The organism is Silvibacterium sp., from assembly GCF_047605705.1.
Classification (GTDB): Bacteria; Acidobacteriota; Terriglobia; order Terriglobales; family Acidobacteriaceae; genus Silvibacterium.
In genome coordinates, this window is sequence record NZ_JASGFD010000021.1 from 1 (window position 1) to 18,585 (window position 18,585).

General features: G+C 60.0%; 16 protein-coding genes and 1 pseudogene. 7 read left to right on the forward strand and 10 right to left on the reverse strand.

The genetic code is table 11. From position 1 onward, the window contains the following. Positions 1–878 (reverse strand): annotated as a pseudogene (locus tag QM649_RS09485) (phosphoglucomutase/phosphomannomutase family protein); the annotation flags it as partial. Positions 879–1,085: 207 nt separating this feature from the next. Here QM649_RS09485 and cutA point away from each other — a divergent pair. From cutA to QM649_RS09505, 4 genes are all read left to right on the forward strand, one after another. Further along, on the forward strand, positions 1,086–1,412 hold the full coding sequence (gene cutA / locus QM649_RS09490) for a divalent-cation tolerance protein CutA (RefSeq protein ID WP_415198792.1): 327 nt from the start codon (positions 1,086–1,088) through the stop codon (positions 1,410–1,412). Between the two features lie 87 nt (positions 1,413–1,499). Next, complete coding sequence (locus QM649_RS09495; protein ID WP_415198793.1) at positions 1,500–1,658, forward strand: hypothetical protein; 159 nt, start codon at positions 1,500–1,502, stop codon at positions 1,656–1,658. Between the two features lie 26 nt (positions 1,659–1,684). Further along, positions 1,685–2,281, forward strand: a complete 597-nt coding sequence (locus QM649_RS09500; protein WP_415198794.1) for a biotin transporter BioY — start codon at positions 1,685–1,687, stop codon at positions 2,279–2,281. Between the two features lie 64 nt (positions 2,282–2,345). Beyond that, a complete protein-coding gene (locus tag QM649_RS09505) occupies positions 2,346–3,215 on the forward strand; it encodes a menaquinone biosynthesis family protein (RefSeq protein WP_415198795.1) in 870 nt (289 codons plus the stop codon). Positions 3,216–3,288: 73 nt separating this feature from the next. Here the strand turns inward: QM649_RS09505 and QM649_RS09510 are convergent, their stop codons facing one another. Next, complete coding sequence (locus tag QM649_RS09510) at positions 3,289–4,836, reverse strand: S10 family peptidase (protein ID WP_415198796.1); 1,548 nt, start codon at positions 4,834–4,836, stop codon at positions 3,289–3,291. Between the two features lie 183 nt (positions 4,837–5,019). Next, positions 5,020–6,489 carry a sugar transferase gene (locus QM649_RS09515; protein WP_415198797.1) on the reverse strand — a complete coding sequence of 490 codons (1,470 nt, stop codon included), beginning with the start codon at positions 6,487–6,489 and terminating at the stop codon, positions 5,020–5,022. Between the two features lie 659 nt (positions 6,490–7,148). On the opposite strand from QM649_RS09515, the gene QM649_RS09520 reads away from it, so the two are divergent. Further along, positions 7,149–7,754: an HD domain-containing protein gene (locus tag QM649_RS09520; RefSeq protein ID WP_415198798.1), complete on the forward strand. Its 606-nt coding sequence runs from the start codon at positions 7,149–7,151 to the stop codon at positions 7,752–7,754. Between the two features lie 92 nt (positions 7,755–7,846). Further along, positions 7,847–9,052 (forward strand): alanine transaminase, encoded by a 1,206-nt coding sequence (alaC, locus tag QM649_RS09525; protein ID WP_415198799.1) that lies wholly within the window; start codon positions 7,847–7,849, stop codon positions 9,050–9,052. A gap of 53 nt (positions 9,053–9,105) precedes the next feature. Here alaC and QM649_RS09530 read toward each other — a convergent pair whose 3' ends face one another. Both QM649_RS09530 and QM649_RS09535 read right to left on the reverse strand, forming a co-directional pair. Further along, positions 9,106–10,224 carry a glycosyltransferase family 4 protein gene (locus tag QM649_RS09530; RefSeq protein WP_415198846.1) on the reverse strand — a complete coding sequence of 373 codons (1,119 nt, stop codon included), beginning with the start codon at positions 10,222–10,224 and terminating at the stop codon, positions 9,106–9,108. 96 nt (positions 10,225–10,320) lie between these two features. Beyond that, complete coding sequence (locus QM649_RS09535) at positions 10,321–11,736, reverse strand: UDP-glucose dehydrogenase family protein (RefSeq protein ID WP_415198800.1); 1,416 nt, start codon at positions 11,734–11,736, stop codon at positions 10,321–10,323. Positions 11,737–12,141: 405 nt separating this feature from the next. Here QM649_RS09535 and QM649_RS09540 point away from each other — a divergent pair, with 405 nt between their 5' ends. Continuing rightward, on the forward strand, positions 12,142–13,188 hold the full coding sequence (locus QM649_RS09540) for a CgeB family protein (RefSeq protein ID WP_415198801.1): 1,047 nt from the start codon (positions 12,142–12,144) through the stop codon (positions 13,186–13,188). 61 nt (positions 13,189–13,249) lie between these two features. Here QM649_RS09540 and mdh read toward each other — a convergent pair whose 3' ends face one another. The 5 genes from mdh to QM649_RS09565 form a co-directional block, all read right to left on the reverse strand. Continuing rightward, positions 13,250–14,176, reverse strand: a complete 927-nt coding sequence (gene mdh, locus QM649_RS09545; RefSeq protein WP_415198802.1) for a malate dehydrogenase — start codon at positions 14,174–14,176, stop codon at positions 13,250–13,252. Between the two features lie 66 nt (positions 14,177–14,242). Continuing rightward, positions 14,243–15,646, reverse strand: a complete 1,404-nt coding sequence (locus tag QM649_RS09550; protein WP_415198803.1) for an NADP-dependent isocitrate dehydrogenase — start codon at positions 15,644–15,646, stop codon at positions 14,243–14,245. A gap of 220 nt (positions 15,647–15,866) precedes the next feature. Continuing rightward, positions 15,867–17,210, reverse strand: coding sequence for an argininosuccinate synthase (gene argG / locus QM649_RS09555; RefSeq protein ID WP_415198804.1), 1,344 nt, complete (start codon positions 17,208–17,210; stop codon positions 15,867–15,869). Positions 17,211–17,317: 107 nt separating this feature from the next. Beyond that, on the reverse strand, positions 17,318–18,121 hold the full coding sequence (locus tag QM649_RS09560; RefSeq protein ID WP_415198805.1) for an alpha/beta fold hydrolase: 804 nt from the start codon (positions 18,119–18,121) through the stop codon (positions 17,318–17,320). Between the two features lie 78 nt (positions 18,122–18,199). After that, on the reverse strand, positions 18,200–18,571 hold the full coding sequence (locus tag QM649_RS09565; RefSeq protein WP_415198806.1) for a PspC domain-containing protein: 372 nt from the start codon (positions 18,569–18,571) through the stop codon (positions 18,200–18,202). Between the last annotated feature and the right edge of the window lie 14 nt (positions 18,572–18,585).

Sequence of the window (18,585 nt, forward strand, 5' to 3'; positions counted from 1 at the left end):
GTCGTCGCGACCGACTTCGCCACGCCGTTCTTCCAGCCGCGCGTCTCGACCAGGTAGTCGAAGAGCAGCGCGATGATGTAGTTCGGCTGGATAAAGGTTCCGTCTTCGTCGACGATGCCGAAGCGGTCCGCATCGCCATCGGTGGCGATGCCGATCTTCGCGCCGAATTTCTTCATTTCGGCCTTGCAGTCAGCCAGCAGATGATCGTCGGGCTCCGGAGCGTGTCCACCGAAGAGCACGTCGCGATAGTCGTGAACCGTCGCCGTCTCGACGCCATGCTCACGCAGAATGTGGCAGCTGTAACCGCGAGCCGCGCCCCAGAAAGGATCGAAGACCACCTTAATGCCCGACTTCTTGATTGCCTTAAAGTCGACCAGTTCGCCGAGGCGCTTGAGGTAATCCTCCTTCACGTCGATCTCTTCAAACTTTTCCTTCGGCTCGGCAGGCGCGGCCACGGGCTCATCGCCCAGTCCGGCGATCAGGGCTTCGACCTGCTTGGTCACCTCGGGCAGCGCGGGTGCGCCATCGGGCGTCGAGAACTTGATGCCGTTGTACTCCGGCGGATTGTGCGAGGCGGTGAAGTTGATGGCGCCGCTCGCCTTGTGCTGACGGACTGCGTAGGAGATGGCCGGGGTCGGCGCAGCATGCGGAATCACCAGCGGCTTCACGCCGTGCGATGCCAGCACCTTTGCGGCTTCGGCAACGAAGGTCTCACCCAGGAAGCGCGGATCGCGTCCCACCAGCACAGAGCCCTTGCCCGGCTGTGACGCCACGTACTTTGCAATGCCCGTAACCGCGCGGCGAATGTTCGCCAGCGTGAACTCCTCGGCGACAATCGCCCGCCAACCCGACGTACCAAACTTGATCTCGACAGCCATGCTTACCCTCTTGTCTTTCGTTACCCGGTCGTGACCCGCACAGCCTGAAGCCGAGTCACAAACGGAAGGTTGTTTAACTAGGATGCTTGCGGGAGGTTGCAGATTACTTCAGTGCCATCTTAAATCTGCGCGAAGCTTCGCAGGCAAATGCTGTTTTCCACTCGACTTGTTCTGCCACCGAAAGCGCATTTCGTGGACAATCGTGGCATGTCATCCACGGCCTTTCGCATCGTCCTCAGCACCGCGTCGTCCGCCGAGGAAGCGACGCGCATCGCCAATCATCTTGTCGAGCACCGGCTCGCCGCCTGCGTAAACCTTGTGCCCGGCCTGACCTCGATCTACCGCTGGCAGGGCACGGTGGAAGCCGCTAGCGAGGTGCTCCTCCTGATCAAGACCGCCGAATCCCGCCTCGCCGATCTCGAGGCAGCCCTCCACACGCTGCATAGCTATGAGGTTCCGGAGTTTGTCGTGCTCGGAATCGAGGGCGGGAGCGCCACCTATCTCGACTGGCTCGCCGCCTCGGTCGCGCGCTGAGTCCCTCGGCTTCAAAGAGGAGCCGGGATCACCCCCGCCGGGCTGTCTTTCAGGCCTACCGCCTGCTATTCTGAGGTACAGTTACCGATGCGCCTTCTCTATGCAGTATTTGTCGTGAGCATGATCGCGTTGATCTGGGCAGTGCTTGCGGTCCGGCGCCATATCCGTAATCACGATCGCCAGCGGACCGAAGCGCTCCGCCTGGACACCCAAAAGGCGGAAGATCCGCTCCAGCACGGCGAATAGGTTCGAATTTCAGGAGGATCCCTCGCATGATTGAAATGCACCCCGCAGCGGCAGCACCGGCAACCCGGCAGAACTCCGCCACGCTTGCCCGGCAAGCCGGCCTGGCTCTGTCCGGCAGCGCGCTGGTGGCCCTCGCGGCACACATTTCCATCCCCCTGCTCTTTACCCCGGTTCCGCTTACCATGCAGAACTTCGCGGTCATCCTGCTCGGGCTGCTGCTGGAGCCGGCAACGGCCATCGCAGCCATGGCGCTCTACCTCATCGAAGGCGCATCCGGCCTGCCCGTCTTCACGCCCGCTGGCCCCGGCGGCCTGCTGCAGCTGCTCGGACCGAGCGGCGGCTTCCTGCTCGCCTATCCGCTGGTTGCCGCCTGCGCCAGCCGCATTGCGCGCCTGCGCCCCGCAGGCTTTTCCTCCCGCGTTGTCGCCGGAGCTGTCGCCAGCCTGCTGCTGTACGTCTGCGGCGCCTCCTGGCTCACCCTGGTTTCGCACGTTTCGTTCCCCACGGTGCTTAAAATGGCCGTGCTTCCCTTCCTCGCCGGAGATGCGCTGAAGGTGGTTGCCGCGGCGGCCATCGTTGTCTCCCTGAGCTCGCTGCGCAAGCGCCTGCAGCCTGCGCGCTAATTTTTTAGAATCACCCGCGGCCGGGTACACCGGCTGCCTTTGTTGAAAGGATCAGGTATCAGAAGTGAGTTCTACTCCGTCCGTTCCCGTTGACTCGCAGGTCCGTGAAATCACCATTGCACACAGCCCGGACTCCGATGACGCATTCATGTTCTACGGCATGGCCACGAACAAGATCCGCGTGCCCGGCTTCAAGTTCACGCACACGCTCACGGATATCGAGACGCTGAACCAGAAGGCCATCCACGAGCAGTTTTATGACGTGACCGCCATCTCCTTCCACGCCTATCCCTACCTTCAGGACAACTACGCCCTGATGGCCTGCGGCGGCTCGGTCGGCGAGGGCTACGGCCCGATGATCGTGGCTCCCAAGGCCTACACGCTCGACGAGATCAAGCGCGAGAAGATCGCCATCCCCGGCACCCTGACGACCGCGAACCTCGCGCTCAAGCTCTTCGCGCCCGAGATCCAGACCGAGATCGTACCCTTCGACCGCATCATCCCCGAGGTGCTCGCCGGGAACTACGCCGCCGGCCTCATCATTCATGAAGGCCAGTTGACCTACGCGCAGGAAGGTCTCAAGAAGATCCTCGACCTGGGCATCTGGTGGCGCGATCTGACTGGCCTGCCGCTGCCGCTTGGCGGCAACGCCATTCGCCGTTCGCTCGGCGAGAAGACCATGAAGATCTGCACGCAGGCGCTGCGTGAGAGCATCCAGCATGGCCTCGACCATCGCGAAGCGGCCCTGGCCTACGCCATGCAGTTCGCCCGCGATCTCGACGAGAACCTGGCCAACAAGTTCGTCGGCATGTATGTCAACGAGCGCACGCTGAACTACGGTGAGGACGGCCGCGAAGCCATCCGCAAGCTGCTAGAGATGGGCCACGAGCGCGGTGTGATTCCCCACCCCGTCAAGGTCGACTTCATCGACTAAGCTGGATCCATCAGCCAATCAAAAAGGCCCGCTTTACGCGGGCCTTTTGATTTTTGGCTTCGATAAGAAACCGCTACTTTGACGTCTCCGCGTAGAAGCCGTCCAGGTCATGCGTCAACTGCTTCAGCGCATCCACATTGAGGTAAACCATGTGGCCTGCGGGGTAATAGCCGAACTCCACGTTCTTCGCGAGCTGCGGCGTTACCAGCATGTGCGAGAGATCGTACTCGGTGAGGAAAAACGGCGTTGCCAGATCAAACAGTCCGTTCGCCGAGTACACTTTCAGCTTCGGATTCTTGCGCATGGCGTCGGCCAGGTCCACCGCCACATCCGGCAAGCGCTGACCGCCAAAACCACGGCCGCCTCCGCCACCGACAGGGCGATGCGTCTGATCCCACGGCACATTCGAATCCGAATGCACCGCGTAGGCGTCGGTCGTATCGTACTTGAGCTCGCGGCTCAGGTAGTCATGGAACGTCGCAATGAACGGCCCGGAGATACCGGTATCCGACGGATCGTAGCCCGGATTTTCACCGGCATTGTCGACATCCGTTCCTTCAAAACGAGCGTCATAGCGGCCAAGGATCTCCCCTTCGCCGCGCAGCAACTCCTTGCGGAACCGCGTCGGCGCAATACGCAGCTTCGATTCCTTTACGTAGTCCACGCTCAGGCCGGTGAACTCCGCGACCTTCGCCGCGACTGCATCGAATTTCTCTGCGGGGAGCAGGTCGCCTTCAGCCAGGGCCTCGGAGTATTCGCCCCGCGCAAACGTCCGTACCTCATTGAGGAAAGCCTTGAGATCGGCTGGCTTGTGCGCAAGCTTGTTGTGGTACCACGCAATCGCCGCGTATGTCGGCAGGTTCCCGACGTATTCCGCATCGAATCCCGGCGCCATGACGTTGTAATTCAGGATTGACGACAGCAGAATCACACCGTTGAGCGACACACCGTCTTCCTGCAGTAGGCCCGCAAGACCCGCCGAGCGCGTTGTGCCGTAGGACTCGCCGAAGAGATATTTCGGTGAGTTCCAGCGCTGATTCACAGTGATGTAGCGCTGGATGAACTTGTCGAAGGCCTGCAGATCCTGGTCGACGCCGCGGAAATCCTTGTCCGTGCCCTTGCCTGCCACCTTTGAGAAGCCGGTCAGAGGCGCATCGATGAAGACGAGGTCCGTCTTATCCAGCAGGCTGTACTGGTTCTGCACCACCTGGTAAGGCGCCGGACCGGTCGCATCGGGGCTCGAGGTGATAACGCGCACCGGCCCGACTGATCCCAGATGCAACCAGAGTGAGGCCGATCCCGGACCACCGTTATAGAGGAAGGTCACAGGCCGGTTCTTCGCATCCGCGCCATCTTCGGTGTAAGCGACATAAAAGATCGAGCCGTACGGTTCGTCCTGCTCATTGCGGATGAGCAGAGTGCCGGCGGTCGCCGTGTAGTGGATCGTACGGCCGTCCAGAGTCAGATCGTGGTGCGTGATCGAGTTCTTTTCCTGCGGAACAGGCGGAGTCTTGTCCGCGTCATGCTTCGGCTGGTCGTCGTGATGCGGCGGCTCCTGGGCAAATGCCGGAAGTCCAGCAAGAGAAGCAGTCAACGTGAGGGCAAGAAGCTTAAGCTTCACTTGATTCAACACAGTCCTCCAACAGCAAATTCAATCTGGAATTTGTGATTGCACCAAGTCTCCCACGAACGCGTGGATTTTCCCACACAAACTGTCTCATTCCGTTCACACATCCTGATTTGCCTGCAAAAGACGAGGCCGGCTCCTGAGAGCCGGCCTCGTCTTTGTATCTGCTGTATCGATCTAGCTGCCTGTGCCGCGGAACACCACTTCCGCGGTACGAACCAGGATCTTCAGGTCCATCCAGAAGCTCCAGTTTTCGACATACGCCGTATCGAGCGCGATGTACTTCGCGAAAGAGGCATCGCCACGCGCCTGCACCTGCCAGAGGCCGGTAAGACCGGGCAACACTTCGAGGCGGCGGAAGTGCTCGAGCTCGTACTTCGCCACTTCACTGGCGATCGGAGGACGAGGACCGACCATGCTCATTTCACCGCGCAGCACGTTGAAGAACTGGGGCAGTTCGTCAAGGCTGTACTTGCGCAGAAGACGGCCCATGCGGGTAATGCGAGGGTCGTTGGTCATCTTGAAGAGAATGCCGTCGCGCTCGTTCTGCGCCGCAAGATCCTTCTTCAGCTGCTCGGCGTTCTTCACCATCGTGCGGAACTTGAAGCAGGGGAAGACGCGCCCGCGCTTGCCGATACGCTCGGAGACATAGAAGATCGGGCCTTCGCTCTCGAGCCGGACAGCCAGCGCAATCGCCAGCATGATCGGAAAGACCGCTGCCAGCGCCATCAATGAGAGCAGGATGTCGAGACCGCGCTTCAGGACCAGGGCTACCGTGCGCGGATCGCGGCGGTGCAGCGAGACAACCGGGAAGATGCCCAGGTACTCGATCGGCGTATCCGCAGTCAACTCACCGTAGTAGCCAGAGATCGAGCGAATATCCACCTCGAGTTCGCGGGCCTCTTCTACCAGCTGGATCACGCTCTCTGTCGGGCAGGGCTCAGCGATGACGATTTCATCAATAAAATGCTGGCGCGTAAGCTGGCGGATCGCCTCGATGCCGCCCAGAATCTGCTGGCCGGGAACTTCAAAGCTGTTCACGCAGTCCGGAGCCACCACGTAGCCGCGCAGCTTATAGCCCAGCCGGTAATCCTTCTCGATATGCTGGCCGAGCGCGCTGCTCAGATGGTTGGTTCCCAGAATCACCACGTTGCGGGTCTCGAGGCCGCGCTCAAACTGGCGGAAGCGGGAACGGCGCCAGATGATGCGGCGCGCGCATAGCAGCGTGATCGTGCTTGCGATCAGTAGTAGCACCAGTACCCGCGAAACATACAGGTCGCCCACCAGATACAGCGCACCGCAGAGCAACAATCCTGCGTTTAGGCTTGCCTGCACCGTCAGGCGGATCTCATGCCAGCCCGTGGTCAGCGGAATCGAGGAGTAAAGGCCGTAGCGGTTCGATACCAGCAGATAGGAGAGTACGAACCACGCAAGGTACCCCACGTGCAGCGGCGCGCCGATCAGAGCATGGGGCGCCAACCCAACCACGTGGTCAATTTTGTCAAATACGATGGCGCGCAGCAGCAACGCCACTGCGAACGCGAGCAGAATGACCAGCGTATCGTTCAGCATCATCAGCATCGAAGTCACAATGGACTGGCCGAAGATGCGGCTACGCCTTGGGGACTGTACGGGCCATCCCGTCAATCGCGGCTCGCTGCCTGATGATTTTCTTATATATTCCGAAGTCGCCATAGTGTCTCTAGGAACAACCGATAGCCATTAGAGCCAGAACGTCTCGTGGGAGACTCATACGGTAAAACAGGTTTAGTAATAGAAGAGACTGAGAGCTGGGAAGAATATGCGTTTATCTGCCCATCGTTGCTTGAAGTCACTCTATGGGGCAGTATTTGCTATTTTTCTCGAGCCTCGGCGCTACAGAAGGTTGCACTTGCCGAGAAGGGAACTTCTTTCGAAGTGGTAGATCGTGCAATCCTGACTTAGCTATCACTATACCATCTCCTCCCGAAATCCGTGCTTGAATTTCTGCCCGTTCCGCAAACGGACTTGTACTGGTTCCATAAGTCGCATGCACTTTCGAATCACCCTGCACGCGTCAGATGTCGCGCTTTGTTTCCAAATCGATAGCAAAGACGCATTCGATCGTGCATCGCCATAAAGCACACCTGCCTGCACGCATCGGTCCCATCACGCACTAAGAAGCAGCTTTCTCGAAGATCTGCTGCTCGCGATTTTCGCAATTTGTCACCATAATCGTGACAATTTCCCCAATTGGTTCCGTTCGGAACCTTTCTTTCACAAAAGCGACGTTACTCCCGGGAGAACGCACCCGGTACGATGGACGCATGCGTCCATCGTACCGTCAGACTTTGCCCGAAATCCTCCGCCAGGAAGCACTTCCCGTCGACAAGTTCGGCCATCAGCCCCGGCTGTATCGTCTAACCCAGGAAATCGGCGAAGGTCTCTCGTATGACGATGATGTGGTTTTCGCCGCCGCATGGCTGCACGATCTAGGGGTCTTCGTCGGCCATCGTCCGGAGGATCCGGTAGCGCTTAAGACCTGGGATCACGTGGGATATGCCTGCAGGCGCGTGCCGGAGCTGCTCTCCACCACGGACTTCCCTGCCGCCAAGATTCCTGCAGTGCTGGATGTGATTCGTGAGCATCAGCCGCACGACAATCCTCAATCCATCGAAGCGATCATCCTGCGCGATGCCGACATCCTGGAGCAGCTTGGCGCCATCGGCATCCTGCGCAACGTCTCCAAGGTCGGCCGCGATACCCGCTTCTCCTACTTCTCCGAGATCATCCCAGTGCTTCGCCGCTCACTCGAAACACTACCGGGAAAGATCCGGCTCGACTCAACCCGCAGGCTCGCCGAAGCGCGCATTGCTGTGCTCTCTTCCTTTCTCTCCGGTGTAAAAGCCGAAGCGGGAGAACTCCTCTACTGAAAGCCTTTCCACGCCGGCTTCCCTCTCACGTGAGCCCCGCGTGCACGGCGCTTCTGAGACAATAAGCAGATCAATTCAGCACGGGGAATCCAGTGGAAGAGTTTTCGAGAATCAAGCGCCTGCCCGCCTACGTCTTCAACATTACCGGCGAGCTCAAGGCCTCGGCGCGACGCCGCGGGGAAGACATCATCGACTTCGGCATGGGCAATCCTGATGGGGCCACGCCGCAGCATATCGTCGACAAGATGATCGAAGCCGCGCGCAAGCCCGACACCCATCGCTATTCGCTCTCGAAGGGTATTCCCCGCCTGCGCCGCGCCATCTCCAACTGGTACGAGCGGCGCTACAACGTCGCCATCGATCCCGACACGGAAGCCATCGTCACCATCGGCTCGAAGGAAGGCATCGCCCATCTCTGCCTCGCCACACTCGATCAGGGCGATGTGGTGCTCGTTCCAAACCCCAGCTATCCGATTCACATCTACGGCCCGGTCATCGCCGGCGCAAACATCCGCAGCGTCGCCATTCATGACACCGACAGCTTCCTCGCCGAACTTGAGCAGACCATCCCGCTCATGTATCCCAAGCCGAAGATGCTGATTCTCAACTTCCCCGCCAACCCCACCACGCAGTGCGTGGAGTTGAGCTTCTTCGAGCGCGTGGTCGATCTTTGCCGCCAGCACGGCATCTACCTGGTTCACGATCTCGCATACGCCGACATCGTCTTCGATGGCTACAAGGCCCCTTCGATTCTCGAAGTGCCCGGTGCAAAGGACATCGCCGTCGAGTTCTTCACGCTCTCGAAGAGTTACAACATGCCGGGCTGGCGCGTAGGCTTCATGGTCGGCAACCCAAAGCTCGTAGCGGCGCTGGCACGACTCAAGAGCTACTTCGACTACGGCACCTTTACGCCCATCCAGGTGGCGTCGATCCTCGCACTCGAAGGCCCGCAGGAATGCGTCACCGAGATCTGCGATATCTACAAATCACGCCGTGACGTGCTCGTACAGGGCCTGAACAAGCTCGGTTGGCAGGTCGCGCTGCCTAAGGCCACGATGTTCGTCTGGGCGCCGATTCCCGAGCATTACAAGCATCTCGGCTCACTCGAGTTCTCGACGCTGCTGCTCAAAGAAGCGAAGGTGGCCGTGAGCCCCGGCATCGGCTTCGGCGAATACGGCGACGCGTACGTGCGCTTCTCGCTCATCGAGAATGAAGAGCGTACGCGCCAGGCCCTGCGCGGCATTCGACAGATGTTCCAGAAAGACGGCGTGCTGCAGCAACCCGCGGTTGCGCGGTAAATCCCACAGGTATGCATGCAGCGCGGAGCCTCCAACAGGCTCCGCGCTTCTCTTTATGGCCGGATCGCAGCAGCCTCATGGTAGGCGTCAACATAGCGCTTCATTACAGACTCCAGCGTGAAGCGCTCGAGATTCTTCCAGCCAGCTGCGCGAATGGCCTCCGCGTCCGGCATTCGCTCTGCAATCACGCCCGCGGCCTGCACCGGATTCTCAGGATCGATATAGATAGCGCCCGCCCCTGCAACTTCGTCCATCGGGGCACGCGCGCTTGTGATCACCAAGGCCCCGCAGGCCTGCGCCTCAAGGATTGGCCACCCAAATCCCTCTTCCAGCGATGGAAAGAGAAAGGCCAGCGCGCCGGTATAAAGAGCCCGCACAGTCTCGTTCGATGGTGATACGACCTCAATCGCATCCGTAATTCCCTGCTCCCGGCAGATCTCGCGCATTGACTCCATCCAGGCTTCACCGGCAAGCACCAGCTTCACCTTGCGAAACCCCTCCTTCCTGCGCAATTCGGCGAAGATGCGCAGCACGCCGGTCCGGTTCTTATACCAATGGTTGCCGCCTACATGCAGCAGGTACTCATCGCCGGGCGAAAGGCCACAGGCAGCGCGTGCCTCAGCGATCTCCGCTTCCGAGGCAGGTGAGTAGCTCCAATTGAGCGCATGATGAATGACACTGATCAACGGCTTCGACTGAAGCAATCCATCGAGATCACGCTTCGTCTTCTCCGAGACACTCACTATGCATCGCGCGCGATTGAGGCCACGCAGAATCCATGCCTGCAGCCACTGTCCGGTTTTCTTTGTCGGGTTTTGAGGATAACGCCCCTGGGCAGAGAGGATTGCGAGCATATCGTGCGCAGTCACGAGCGATGGAGTATCACCGGCCCATTTCACGTAGACCGCATTGGAATGGTCGCAGATATGCACGAGATCATAGCCAGCTGCGAGCTTTTGTAACTGTCGTGGGAACAAAAGGTATTTGTCGATATATCCCAGCCACTTCGCCAGGGGGTGCGATCGTGGCAACAGCCGGCCTGCATGCACCGGAGGCTGAATCACATCCATCGTGAAGCCCCGCTGAGAGAGCTCGCGGCGGAGAAACTCGGCATAGCGCAACATGCTCTGCTGCGCATCCGGCTCGTAATTGGCGACCAGCAGAACTTTCATCACGCGAGAGGCAGAGCTTTCATAGAAGGAAGCACCACAAACAGCGATGGAGCATCCATCGGATGCTCCATCGCTATGATTCAAGGCCTGAACGGCTTACGGCAGGCGATGCCAGGCCGCTGCGCCGCTGGTCTGCTGTGCAGCAGGACGGCCTACGCTCAGATAGGTAAAGCCCGCTTCGATCATCTGTGCCGGGTCGTACAGGTTACGGCCGTCGATGATGATTGGATAACGCAGCGTGTAGTGCAGCTTCGCCAAATCGAGTTCGGCGAACTCGTGCCAATCGGTCAGGATCAGCAGAGCATCCGCATCCTGCGCGGCTGCGTAAGCGTCGTTCACATATTTCATCTTGTCGGAAGCAGGGATAACTTCCTGAGTCCGCTCCGTAGCCGCGGGATCGAACGCCACGACCGCGCAACCTTCCTTCAGCAGGCTCTGCACGATGTCGAGAGCCGGTGACTCGCGGATGTCGTCCGTGCCGCCCTTGAAGGCCAGACCGAGTACACCCACCTTCTTGCCGCGGAATGTCCACAGGGCCGAGCGTACCTTCTGGAAGAAGCGCTTCTTCTGCTCTTCGTTGATCTCTTCCACTTCCTTCAGCAGGTCGAAGTCTACGCCCAGCTGCTCCGCCACATAACGGAAGGCTGCAACGTCCTTCGGGAAGCAGGAGCCGCCGTAGCCGATACCCGCCTTCAGGAACTTGGGACCGATGCGGCTATCCATGCCTATGCCCTTCGACACCTGCTCGACGTCCGCGCCGACCGCCTCGCAGATATTGGAGACCACGTTGATAAACGAGATCTTCAAAGCCAGGAAGGCATTCGAAGCATGCTTGATGAGCTCGGCGGCCTTGGTCGAAGTCTGCAGCAGCGACGGAGGCGTATCGACGGTAAGATCGCCGGGAACGGCATCCGCACGCTTGAAGTATTCGCCCGAGGTCAGCGGCGCGTAAATGTCGCGCAGCACCTGACCGGCCTTATCGTTTTCCACGCCGATCACGATACGGTCAGCATGGATGAAGTCCACCACAGCCGTGCCTTCGCGCAGAAACTCAGGGTTTGAGGCAACATCGAAGAGGTCGCGGGCCACACCATTGCGCTCCACCACGCGGCGAATCCACTCGTTCGTGTACACCGGAACGGTGCTCTTCTCTACGATCACCTTGTAGTCATCGATCGAACGTGCGATCTCGCTGGCCACGGCATCGACATAGGAGAGATCGGCGCTCCCGGTCTTGCTCTGCGGCGTGCCTACGGCGATGAAGATCGCCTGCGCCTTCTTGGTCGCCGAACGCAGATCCGAGGTGAACTCGATGTTCGTTCCGCGATGCTTTGCCAGCAGTTCCGGCAGATACTCCTCGTGGATCGGAACCCCGCCTTCGCGGAGCATCTTTACCTTCGACTCATCGTTGTCGACACAGATAACCTTGTGACCGATCTCGGCGAAGCATGCTGCTGCCACCAGACCTACATAGCCGGAACCTACTACCGCAATCGAAACGGACTGACTCATCGCATTCCTCCTGGAATCAGGATCGATATTTAACACTGCTTTTGACGAACCGCACAATAATCCCGAGGCCACATATTGCTTTTGTTGCTGGCTTCATCTTCGGAACCATGGAGGGAAATTGCTGATCTGGTGAGCGCATGCTGTCGCCGGATATTTTGTCCAGCTAAACTCCACGTAGCACTGAGGAGAGGCGACTTAGGGCCAATTGTATCAGAGGCCGAGTCTTTTTCTGATCACGGAAAGCGTGCCATAAGCGTCGATGATGCGCCAAATCACCGCTACACACACATAGCTCGATCCGCTTCTGTGCCGCTAGTATGAAGTCAGGCTGATCACCTGGAGACAACCCTCTGCTGCCGTCCTGATCCCTCCGGACACAAGACTCAACTCGAACGGACTGCCGACTTGACCTCACTGCCTGCCCGCCGCAAAGTGCTGTATGTCGCCGATCTAAGCAAAGGCGGCACTTCGCTGCACCGCTTTCACGCTCTCTCCCGCATCGGCCAGGAAGCCATCGGTTTCGACACGTCTCCCTACGATCCCAGCTCACGCGTCGTCGGGGCAATCGCGCACCGCTTTCCTTTCGGTCCGTTCGTCGCCCGCATCAATCAGGATCTTCGCAGGCTGGCAGCAGAAACACAGCCGGATGCAGTGATCTTCGACAAGCCGGTCGTCTTCAACGCCAGGACGATCCAGAGCATTCGCAAGGCTGGAGCGATCACCGTCTGCTACAACATGGACAACCCTTTCGGCCCACGGAAAGACGCCTGCTGGCGGCAGTACATGAGGGTCTTTCGTCTCTTCGATCTCAACTGCGCATTCCGCAGCACCGACATTCCTATATTCGAAAAGTTCGGACTCTCATGGGTGCGGACCATGGTGAGCTTCGAGCCCACAATCCACTTTCCTCCTCCCGCAGGCTGGAGTGAAGCCGACCGGACACGCGAACTTTCCTACGTCGGCAGCCCGCACGAAGACCGCCCGGAATTTCTGCGGCAGCTCGGCGACACATACAAATTGCCTCTGATGATCGGCGGCCCGCGCTGGGAGAAGTTCTATCCGCCCGAGTTGCTCGAACGCTATGTTAAGGACGCATACCTTGGCGATGAAGCGTATCGCCAGGCCATCTGGAGATCGCGAGTCAACCTGGCTTTCATCAGCCACATGAACGACGACGAGGTCTGCCACAAAGGCGTCGAGATCGCCGCCTGCGGCAGCTTTATGCTCCTCGAGCGGTCGGAAGGCCACGCCGCCACATATGAGGAAGACAAGGAAGCGGTCTTCTTCTCCTCCGTAGAGGAATGCGCAGACAAGGCACGCTTCTATCTCGGCCGCCCCGATCTTCGCGAAGCCATCGGCGCACGCGCACGAGAGCGCGCCGTGCGCGACGGCTACGACAACGACACGCAGCTTGCCCGCATTCTCAACCATATCGACGGCCGCCAGGCCTGACTATCCGCCCAAAAGAAAATGCCCGCTTTCCGCGGGCATTTTCTTTGCAGCACAGCCGGAACTAGACGCCGATTACGGCGCACAGCTCCCGGACAGATTCGGCGCTCTTCTTGAGAGCCGCATCTTCTTCGGGAGTGAGCTTGATCTCGATGATCTGCTCGAGGCCACGGGCGCCCAGCTTGCAAGGCACGCCGACGTAGTAGCCCTCGATCCCGTACTCGCCCTGGAGGTACACCGCGCAGGGCAGGATCTTCTTCTTGTCCTTGAGAATGGCTTCGACCATCTCGACAGCCGCAGCCGAAGGCGCATAGTATGCGCTGCCGGTCTTGAGGTACTTCACGATCTCGGCGCCGCCGTCACGGGTGCGCTGCACGATCGCCTCAAGGCGCGACTTCTCAATCAGCTCGGTGATCGGGATACCGGCCACCGTCGAGAAACGGGGCAGCGGAACCATCGTGTCGCCGTGGCCGCCGAGCACGAAAGCGGTCACATTCTCGACCGAAACCTGCAGCTCTTCCGCGATGAAGGTGCGGAAGCGGGCCGAATCCAGCACGCCGGCCATGCCGATGACGCGCTCGCGGTTGAAGCCGGCCTGGCGGAAGGCAGCCTGCGCCATCGCGTCCAGCGGGTTCGAAACCACGATGATGATCGAGTCCGGCGAGTTGGCGACAACCTTCGCCACCACATCCGACATGATCTTGTAGTTGGTCTGCAGAAGATCGTCGCGGCTCATGCCCGGCTTGCGGGGAATACCGGCCGTGATCACCACGATGTCCGAGTTCGCCGTATCGGCATAATCGTTGGTGCCGATCACATGCGAGTCACGCTTCTCAATCGGCATGGCTTCCAGCAGGTCCAGGGCTTTCCCCTGCGGAACACCTTCCACTACGTCCAGCAGAACCACGTCCGCCAGTTCCTTCGATGCGATCCAGTGAGCTGCAGTGGCGCCGACATTGCCTGCGCCGACAATCGAAACTTTCTTACGCATGTGTCTCCTTTTCCTCTTAGATCGTACCAGCCGGCGGCATCGGTTTTCGAGTCCCCGCGTGCCCGTTCATCCCATATTCGCAATCATGTGAGTTGCGAACTCGCTGGTCTTCACCTTGGTCGCCCCCTGCATCTGCCGCTCGAAATCGTAGGTCACGAACTTCTGCTGGATCGTCTTCTCCATGGACGATTCAATCAGCACAGCAGCCTCTTTCCAGCCGATGAATTCAAAGAGCATCACGCCGGAAAGGATTACCGATCCCGGGTTGATGACGTCCTTATCGGCATATTTCGGCGCTGTGCCGTGCGTCGCTTCGAACACCGCGTATCCATCGCCGATATTCGCCCCCGGTGCAATCCCGAGGCCGCCGACCTGCGCCGCACATGCGTCCGAGATGTAGTCGCCGTTGAGGTTCGGGCAGGCCAGCACCGCGTACTCCTCGGGCCGGATAATCACCTGCTGGAAGATGGAGTCCGCAATACGGTCGTTGATGAGCACCTTCTGTTTCCACGTACCGCCGCCGTGCGTCTTGCCGATCGACGCCAGCACCGCGCCCACCTCGGCATACACCTCCCGGCGAAACTCTTCCGGCGCAAACTCCAGCCCCGGCTCGATCAGCGCCGCGTTCTGCTCCACGCTCAGCCCGGGATTCGCTTCGACATTGCCAAGAATCCAGCTTTCGCGCTCGGTGACCACATGTTCACGAAATTCCTCGACCGCAACTTCATAGCCCCACTCGCGGAACGCGCCCTCGGTGAACTTCTGGATATTTCCCTTGTGCATCAATGTCACGCTCTTGCGGCCATTCGCCAATGCATACTCAATCGCCCTCCGCACCAGCCGTTTCGTCCCGGTGATCGAGATCGGCTTGATGCCCACGCCCGAATCCTCGCGCACGCGCTTCTTCCCGCCGGCCAGCATCTCGTTATTCAGGAAGCCGATCACCTTTTTCGCTTCCGCAGTCCCCTCGCGGAACTCGATGCCCGCATACACGTCTTCGGTGTTCTCGCGGAAGATCACCACGTCCAGCTTCTCCGGATGCTTCACCGGGCTGGGCACACCCGCGTAATAGCGGACCGGCCGCACACAGCTGTAGAGATCCATAATCTGCCGCAGCGCCACATTCAGCGAACGGATGCCGCCCCCTACCGGCGTCGTCAGAGGCCCCTTGATGGAGACTCGCAGATCCCGCGCTGCCGCCACGGTGTCATCCGGCAGCCATGTCTTGAACTCCTGAAATGCCTTCTCTCCGGCAAAGACCTCAAACCACTTTACTGATCGCTTGCCACCGTAGGCCTTCTCGACTGCCGCATCGAAAACACGCTTCGACGCCCGCCAGATATCCCGGCCCGTACCATCGCCTTCGATGAACGGAATGATCGGATGATCCGGCACGGTGAACTTGCCGTCTGCATAAGAAATGGCTTTGCCGTCTGCCGGCAGGGTCAGGCCGTTGTAGCTCGTCTGCATGGTATGAGGTCTCCGCACGAACAAAAGGATTTGGACCGCAAGAAACACCGCAGCCTACCACCGCTCGCAAACGCATCGCAACGCGGAAACCTTAAAGAAAAACTTTAGAGCTTCACTCCCGGCCGAGCTCGCAACAGGTATGTCTCGAAATGCGAACGGGGCTGGAAATCTCCAGCCCCGCCCGGTCGTTCGAAAGAAAGCAGCTACTCTTTGTCCTCAGCTACTCCTTGCCTTCATCGGTACCGCTCAGCCGCGGCATCTCGGTCGCGGTGCTCAGCGTCAGCAGACCGGACTTCGCGTAGGTCAACAGCTTGTCGCGCGTATCCGTGATGTCCAGGTTGCGCATGGTCAGCTGGCCGATGCGGTCGCGCGGCGAGAAGACCGACTCGCCCTTTTCCATGGTCAAACGCTCAGGCTTGAAGGTCAGGTTTTCCGACTCCGTGTTCAGGATCGAATAGTCGTTACCGCGACGCAGCTCAAGCGTGACAGAGCCCGTGATCGGACGCGCCACCCAGCGCTGCGCCGTCTCGCGCAGCATGAGAGCCTGCGAGTCGAACCAGCGGCCCTGATAGAGCAGGCGGCCCAGCTTGCGGCCGTTCTCCCGATACTGCTCGATGGTGTCCTCGTTATGGATGCCGGTGATGAGGCGCTCATAGGCGGCAAACAGCAGCGCCAGCCCCGGAGCCTCGTAGATGCCGCGGCTCTTGGCCTCGATGATGCGGTTCTCGATCTGGTCGCTCATGCCCAGGCCGTGGCGTCCACCAATGCGGTTCGCCTCAAGCATCAGCTCGACCGGATCGGCATACTCGGTGCCGTTCAGCGCGACCGGGTATCCCTCTTCGAAGCGAACCGTCACCTCTTCGGCCTTGACCGCAACATCGTCGCGCCAGGAAGCCACACCCATGATGGGCTGCACAATGCGAATCGAGGAGCTCAGCAGCTCGAGATCCTTGGCTTCGTGCGTCGCGCCGAGGATGTTCGAGTCGGTGGAATACGCCTTCTCCGACGACATCTTGTAGTCGAAGCCGCTCTTCTGCAGGAAGGCCGACATCTCGGCGCGACCGCCCAGCTCGTCGATGAAGGCCGAATCGAGCCACGGCTTGTAGACCTTCAGATCCGGGTTGACCAGCAGGCCGTAGCGATAGAAGCGCTCGATATCGTTGCCCTTGAAGGTCGAGCCATCACCCCAGATGTTGACGTCGTCTTCCTTCATCGCCGTCACCAGCATGGTGCCGGTTACCGCGCGACCGATGGGCGTGGTGTTGAAGTAGGTCACGCCAGCCGTCGAAATGTGGAATGCACCCGACTGCAGAGCGGCGATGCCTTCCTGCACCAGCTGCACGCGGCAGTCGATCAGGCGCGCCTTCTCGGCGCCATACTCCAGAGCCTTGCGCGGGATCGCCTCGTAGTCTTCCTCGTCCGGCTGGCCCAGGTTGGCGGTGTAGGCGTAGGGCTTGGCGCCCTTGGTCTTCATCCAGTGCAACGCGGCGCTGGTATCAAGCCCCCCGGAAAATGCAATGCCAACCTTCTGGCCAGCGGGAAGCGATTCGAGAATGACGGACATGCGGCAGAAAACCTCGAGCAGCCGGCAGCAACGCCGACGTTTTCTTTCATTTTAATGCCCGCAGCCCGCTGCCCTGTTGAAAGCCCGATGACGATGCGCCATCTGAGCTAAAGAACGGAGTCGAAAAACCGCCGCAGCAGCCGTCCCACCATCTGCGGCTGCTCCCAGGGTGCGTAATGCCCCGCATCTTTGATCTCGGTGAATTCGGCTCCAAAGCCGCTGCTGCGGATCAGCTCGGCCAGTAGCTTCATATCCGCGGTCGTTGAGGACTGATCCTCTCCTGCAGCCAGAACAAACGTCGGTACCCGCATCGATTTCGCTGTTTCCGTGGAGTCCGGCCGCTCGGCCAGCCCCTGCTGCAGGGCGATTGCCGCGCCGGGCGTGACCATCTGCATCATTTCGCGGGCTTCGCCCAGCTTCTCCGGATTTCTCCGCCGCGCCGTCGGCCCAATCAGTTGCTCGAGCATTGACTCGACCCACTCGCCAGTACCGCGGTCGGTGATCCTCGCGATCCACTCCTCACGCTTTGCCCGGGCGATGTCGCTATCCGCCTGCGGCCGGGAGCAGCAGAAGGCCAGCGCTTCGACCCGCGCCGGGGCTCGCCGCCAGAATTCGTAGAGCGCATAGCCGCCGATCGAGCAGCCGGCGAACATTGCCTTCGAAACACCTACCTGGTCAAGAAGGCGCTCGATGTCCGCGCCCAGCCTGGCCATGGTGATCGGCCCTTCGCCTGCCTCCGACTGACCATGTCCGCGCAGGTCCGGCAGGATCACCCGGTAGCGCTGCGACAAGGCCGCCGCCGTCTCCAGCCAGAAACGATGATTGGCCGGCATCGGATGCAGCAGCACCAGAGCCGGCCCATTGCCTTCCACCGTGTAAAAGAGCTTCGCGTCGTCCGAGGTATAGAACACGAGTGCTAGTTTAGCCGCGAAGCACACCAACCGGACGGGGCGCAGGCGAAAGCCGCGCCCTCCATCCCGATTCGGGCTTCAGCCCTGGCTTGGTGGAACGTAGGTCGTGCCTGATGGCAGAAGCAGGGGTTCTTCCGGCATCACGATCCAGAAGATCACATAGCCGACGATGCCCACGCCGCCGCCGAAGATCGCCAGCAGCACCGTAATCACACGCACCCAGACCACGTCCCAGCCGTAGCTGATCGCCAGCCCCTGGCATACGCCGGCAGCCATGCGCCCCGCGCGTGGACGAATCAGCCGGGTATGCCCGGCCCATCCGCCGGCATTTACTCCCGAAGCGAAGCCAGGATCGACCGGGGCCGCCACGTACAGCCGCGCGCCGCAGGCCGAGCAGAAGCGAGCCCCGTCATTCATATTGTTTCCGCAGTTCTGACAAAATACGGCCATCGCTGTTCCCTCTT

What these genes read in the sequence shown, in the direction of transcription:
- argG (WP_415198804.1), bottom strand. Translation starts at nt 17,210, where the DNA reads ATGTCCGTCATTCTCGAATCGCTTCCCGCTGGCCAGAAGGTTGGCATT.
- QM649_RS09495 (WP_415198793.1), top strand. Translation starts at nt 1,500, where the DNA reads ATGCGCCTTCTCTATGCAGTATTTGTCGTGAGCATGATCGCGTTGATC.
- QM649_RS09530 (WP_415198846.1), bottom strand. Translation starts at nt 10,224, where the DNA reads ATGAAAGTTCTGCTGGTCGCCAATTACGAGCCGGATGCGCAGCAGAGC.
- QM649_RS09535 (WP_415198800.1), bottom strand. Translation starts at nt 11,736, where the DNA reads ATGAGTCAGTCCGTTTCGATTGCGGTAGTAGGTTCCGGCTATGTAGGT.
- QM649_RS09520 (WP_415198798.1), top strand. Translation starts at nt 7,149, where the DNA reads ATGCGTCCATCGTACCGTCAGACTTTGCCCGAAATCCTCCGCCAGGAA.
- QM649_RS09500 (WP_415198794.1), top strand. Translation starts at nt 1,685, where the DNA reads ATGATTGAAATGCACCCCGCAGCGGCAGCACCGGCAACCCGGCAGAAC.
- cutA (WP_415198792.1), top strand. Translation starts at nt 1,086, where the DNA reads ATGTCATCCACGGCCTTTCGCATCGTCCTCAGCACCGCGTCGTCCGCC.
- QM649_RS09550 (WP_415198803.1), bottom strand. Translation starts at nt 15,646, where the DNA reads ATGCAGACGAGCTACAACGGCCTGACCCTGCCGGCAGACGGCAAAGCC.
- mdh (WP_415198802.1), bottom strand. Translation starts at nt 14,176, where the DNA reads ATGCGTAAGAAAGTTTCGATTGTCGGCGCAGGCAATGTCGGCGCCACT.
- QM649_RS09565 (WP_415198806.1), bottom strand. Translation starts at nt 18,571, where the DNA reads ATGGCCGTATTTTGTCAGAACTGCGGAAACAATATGAATGACGGGGCT.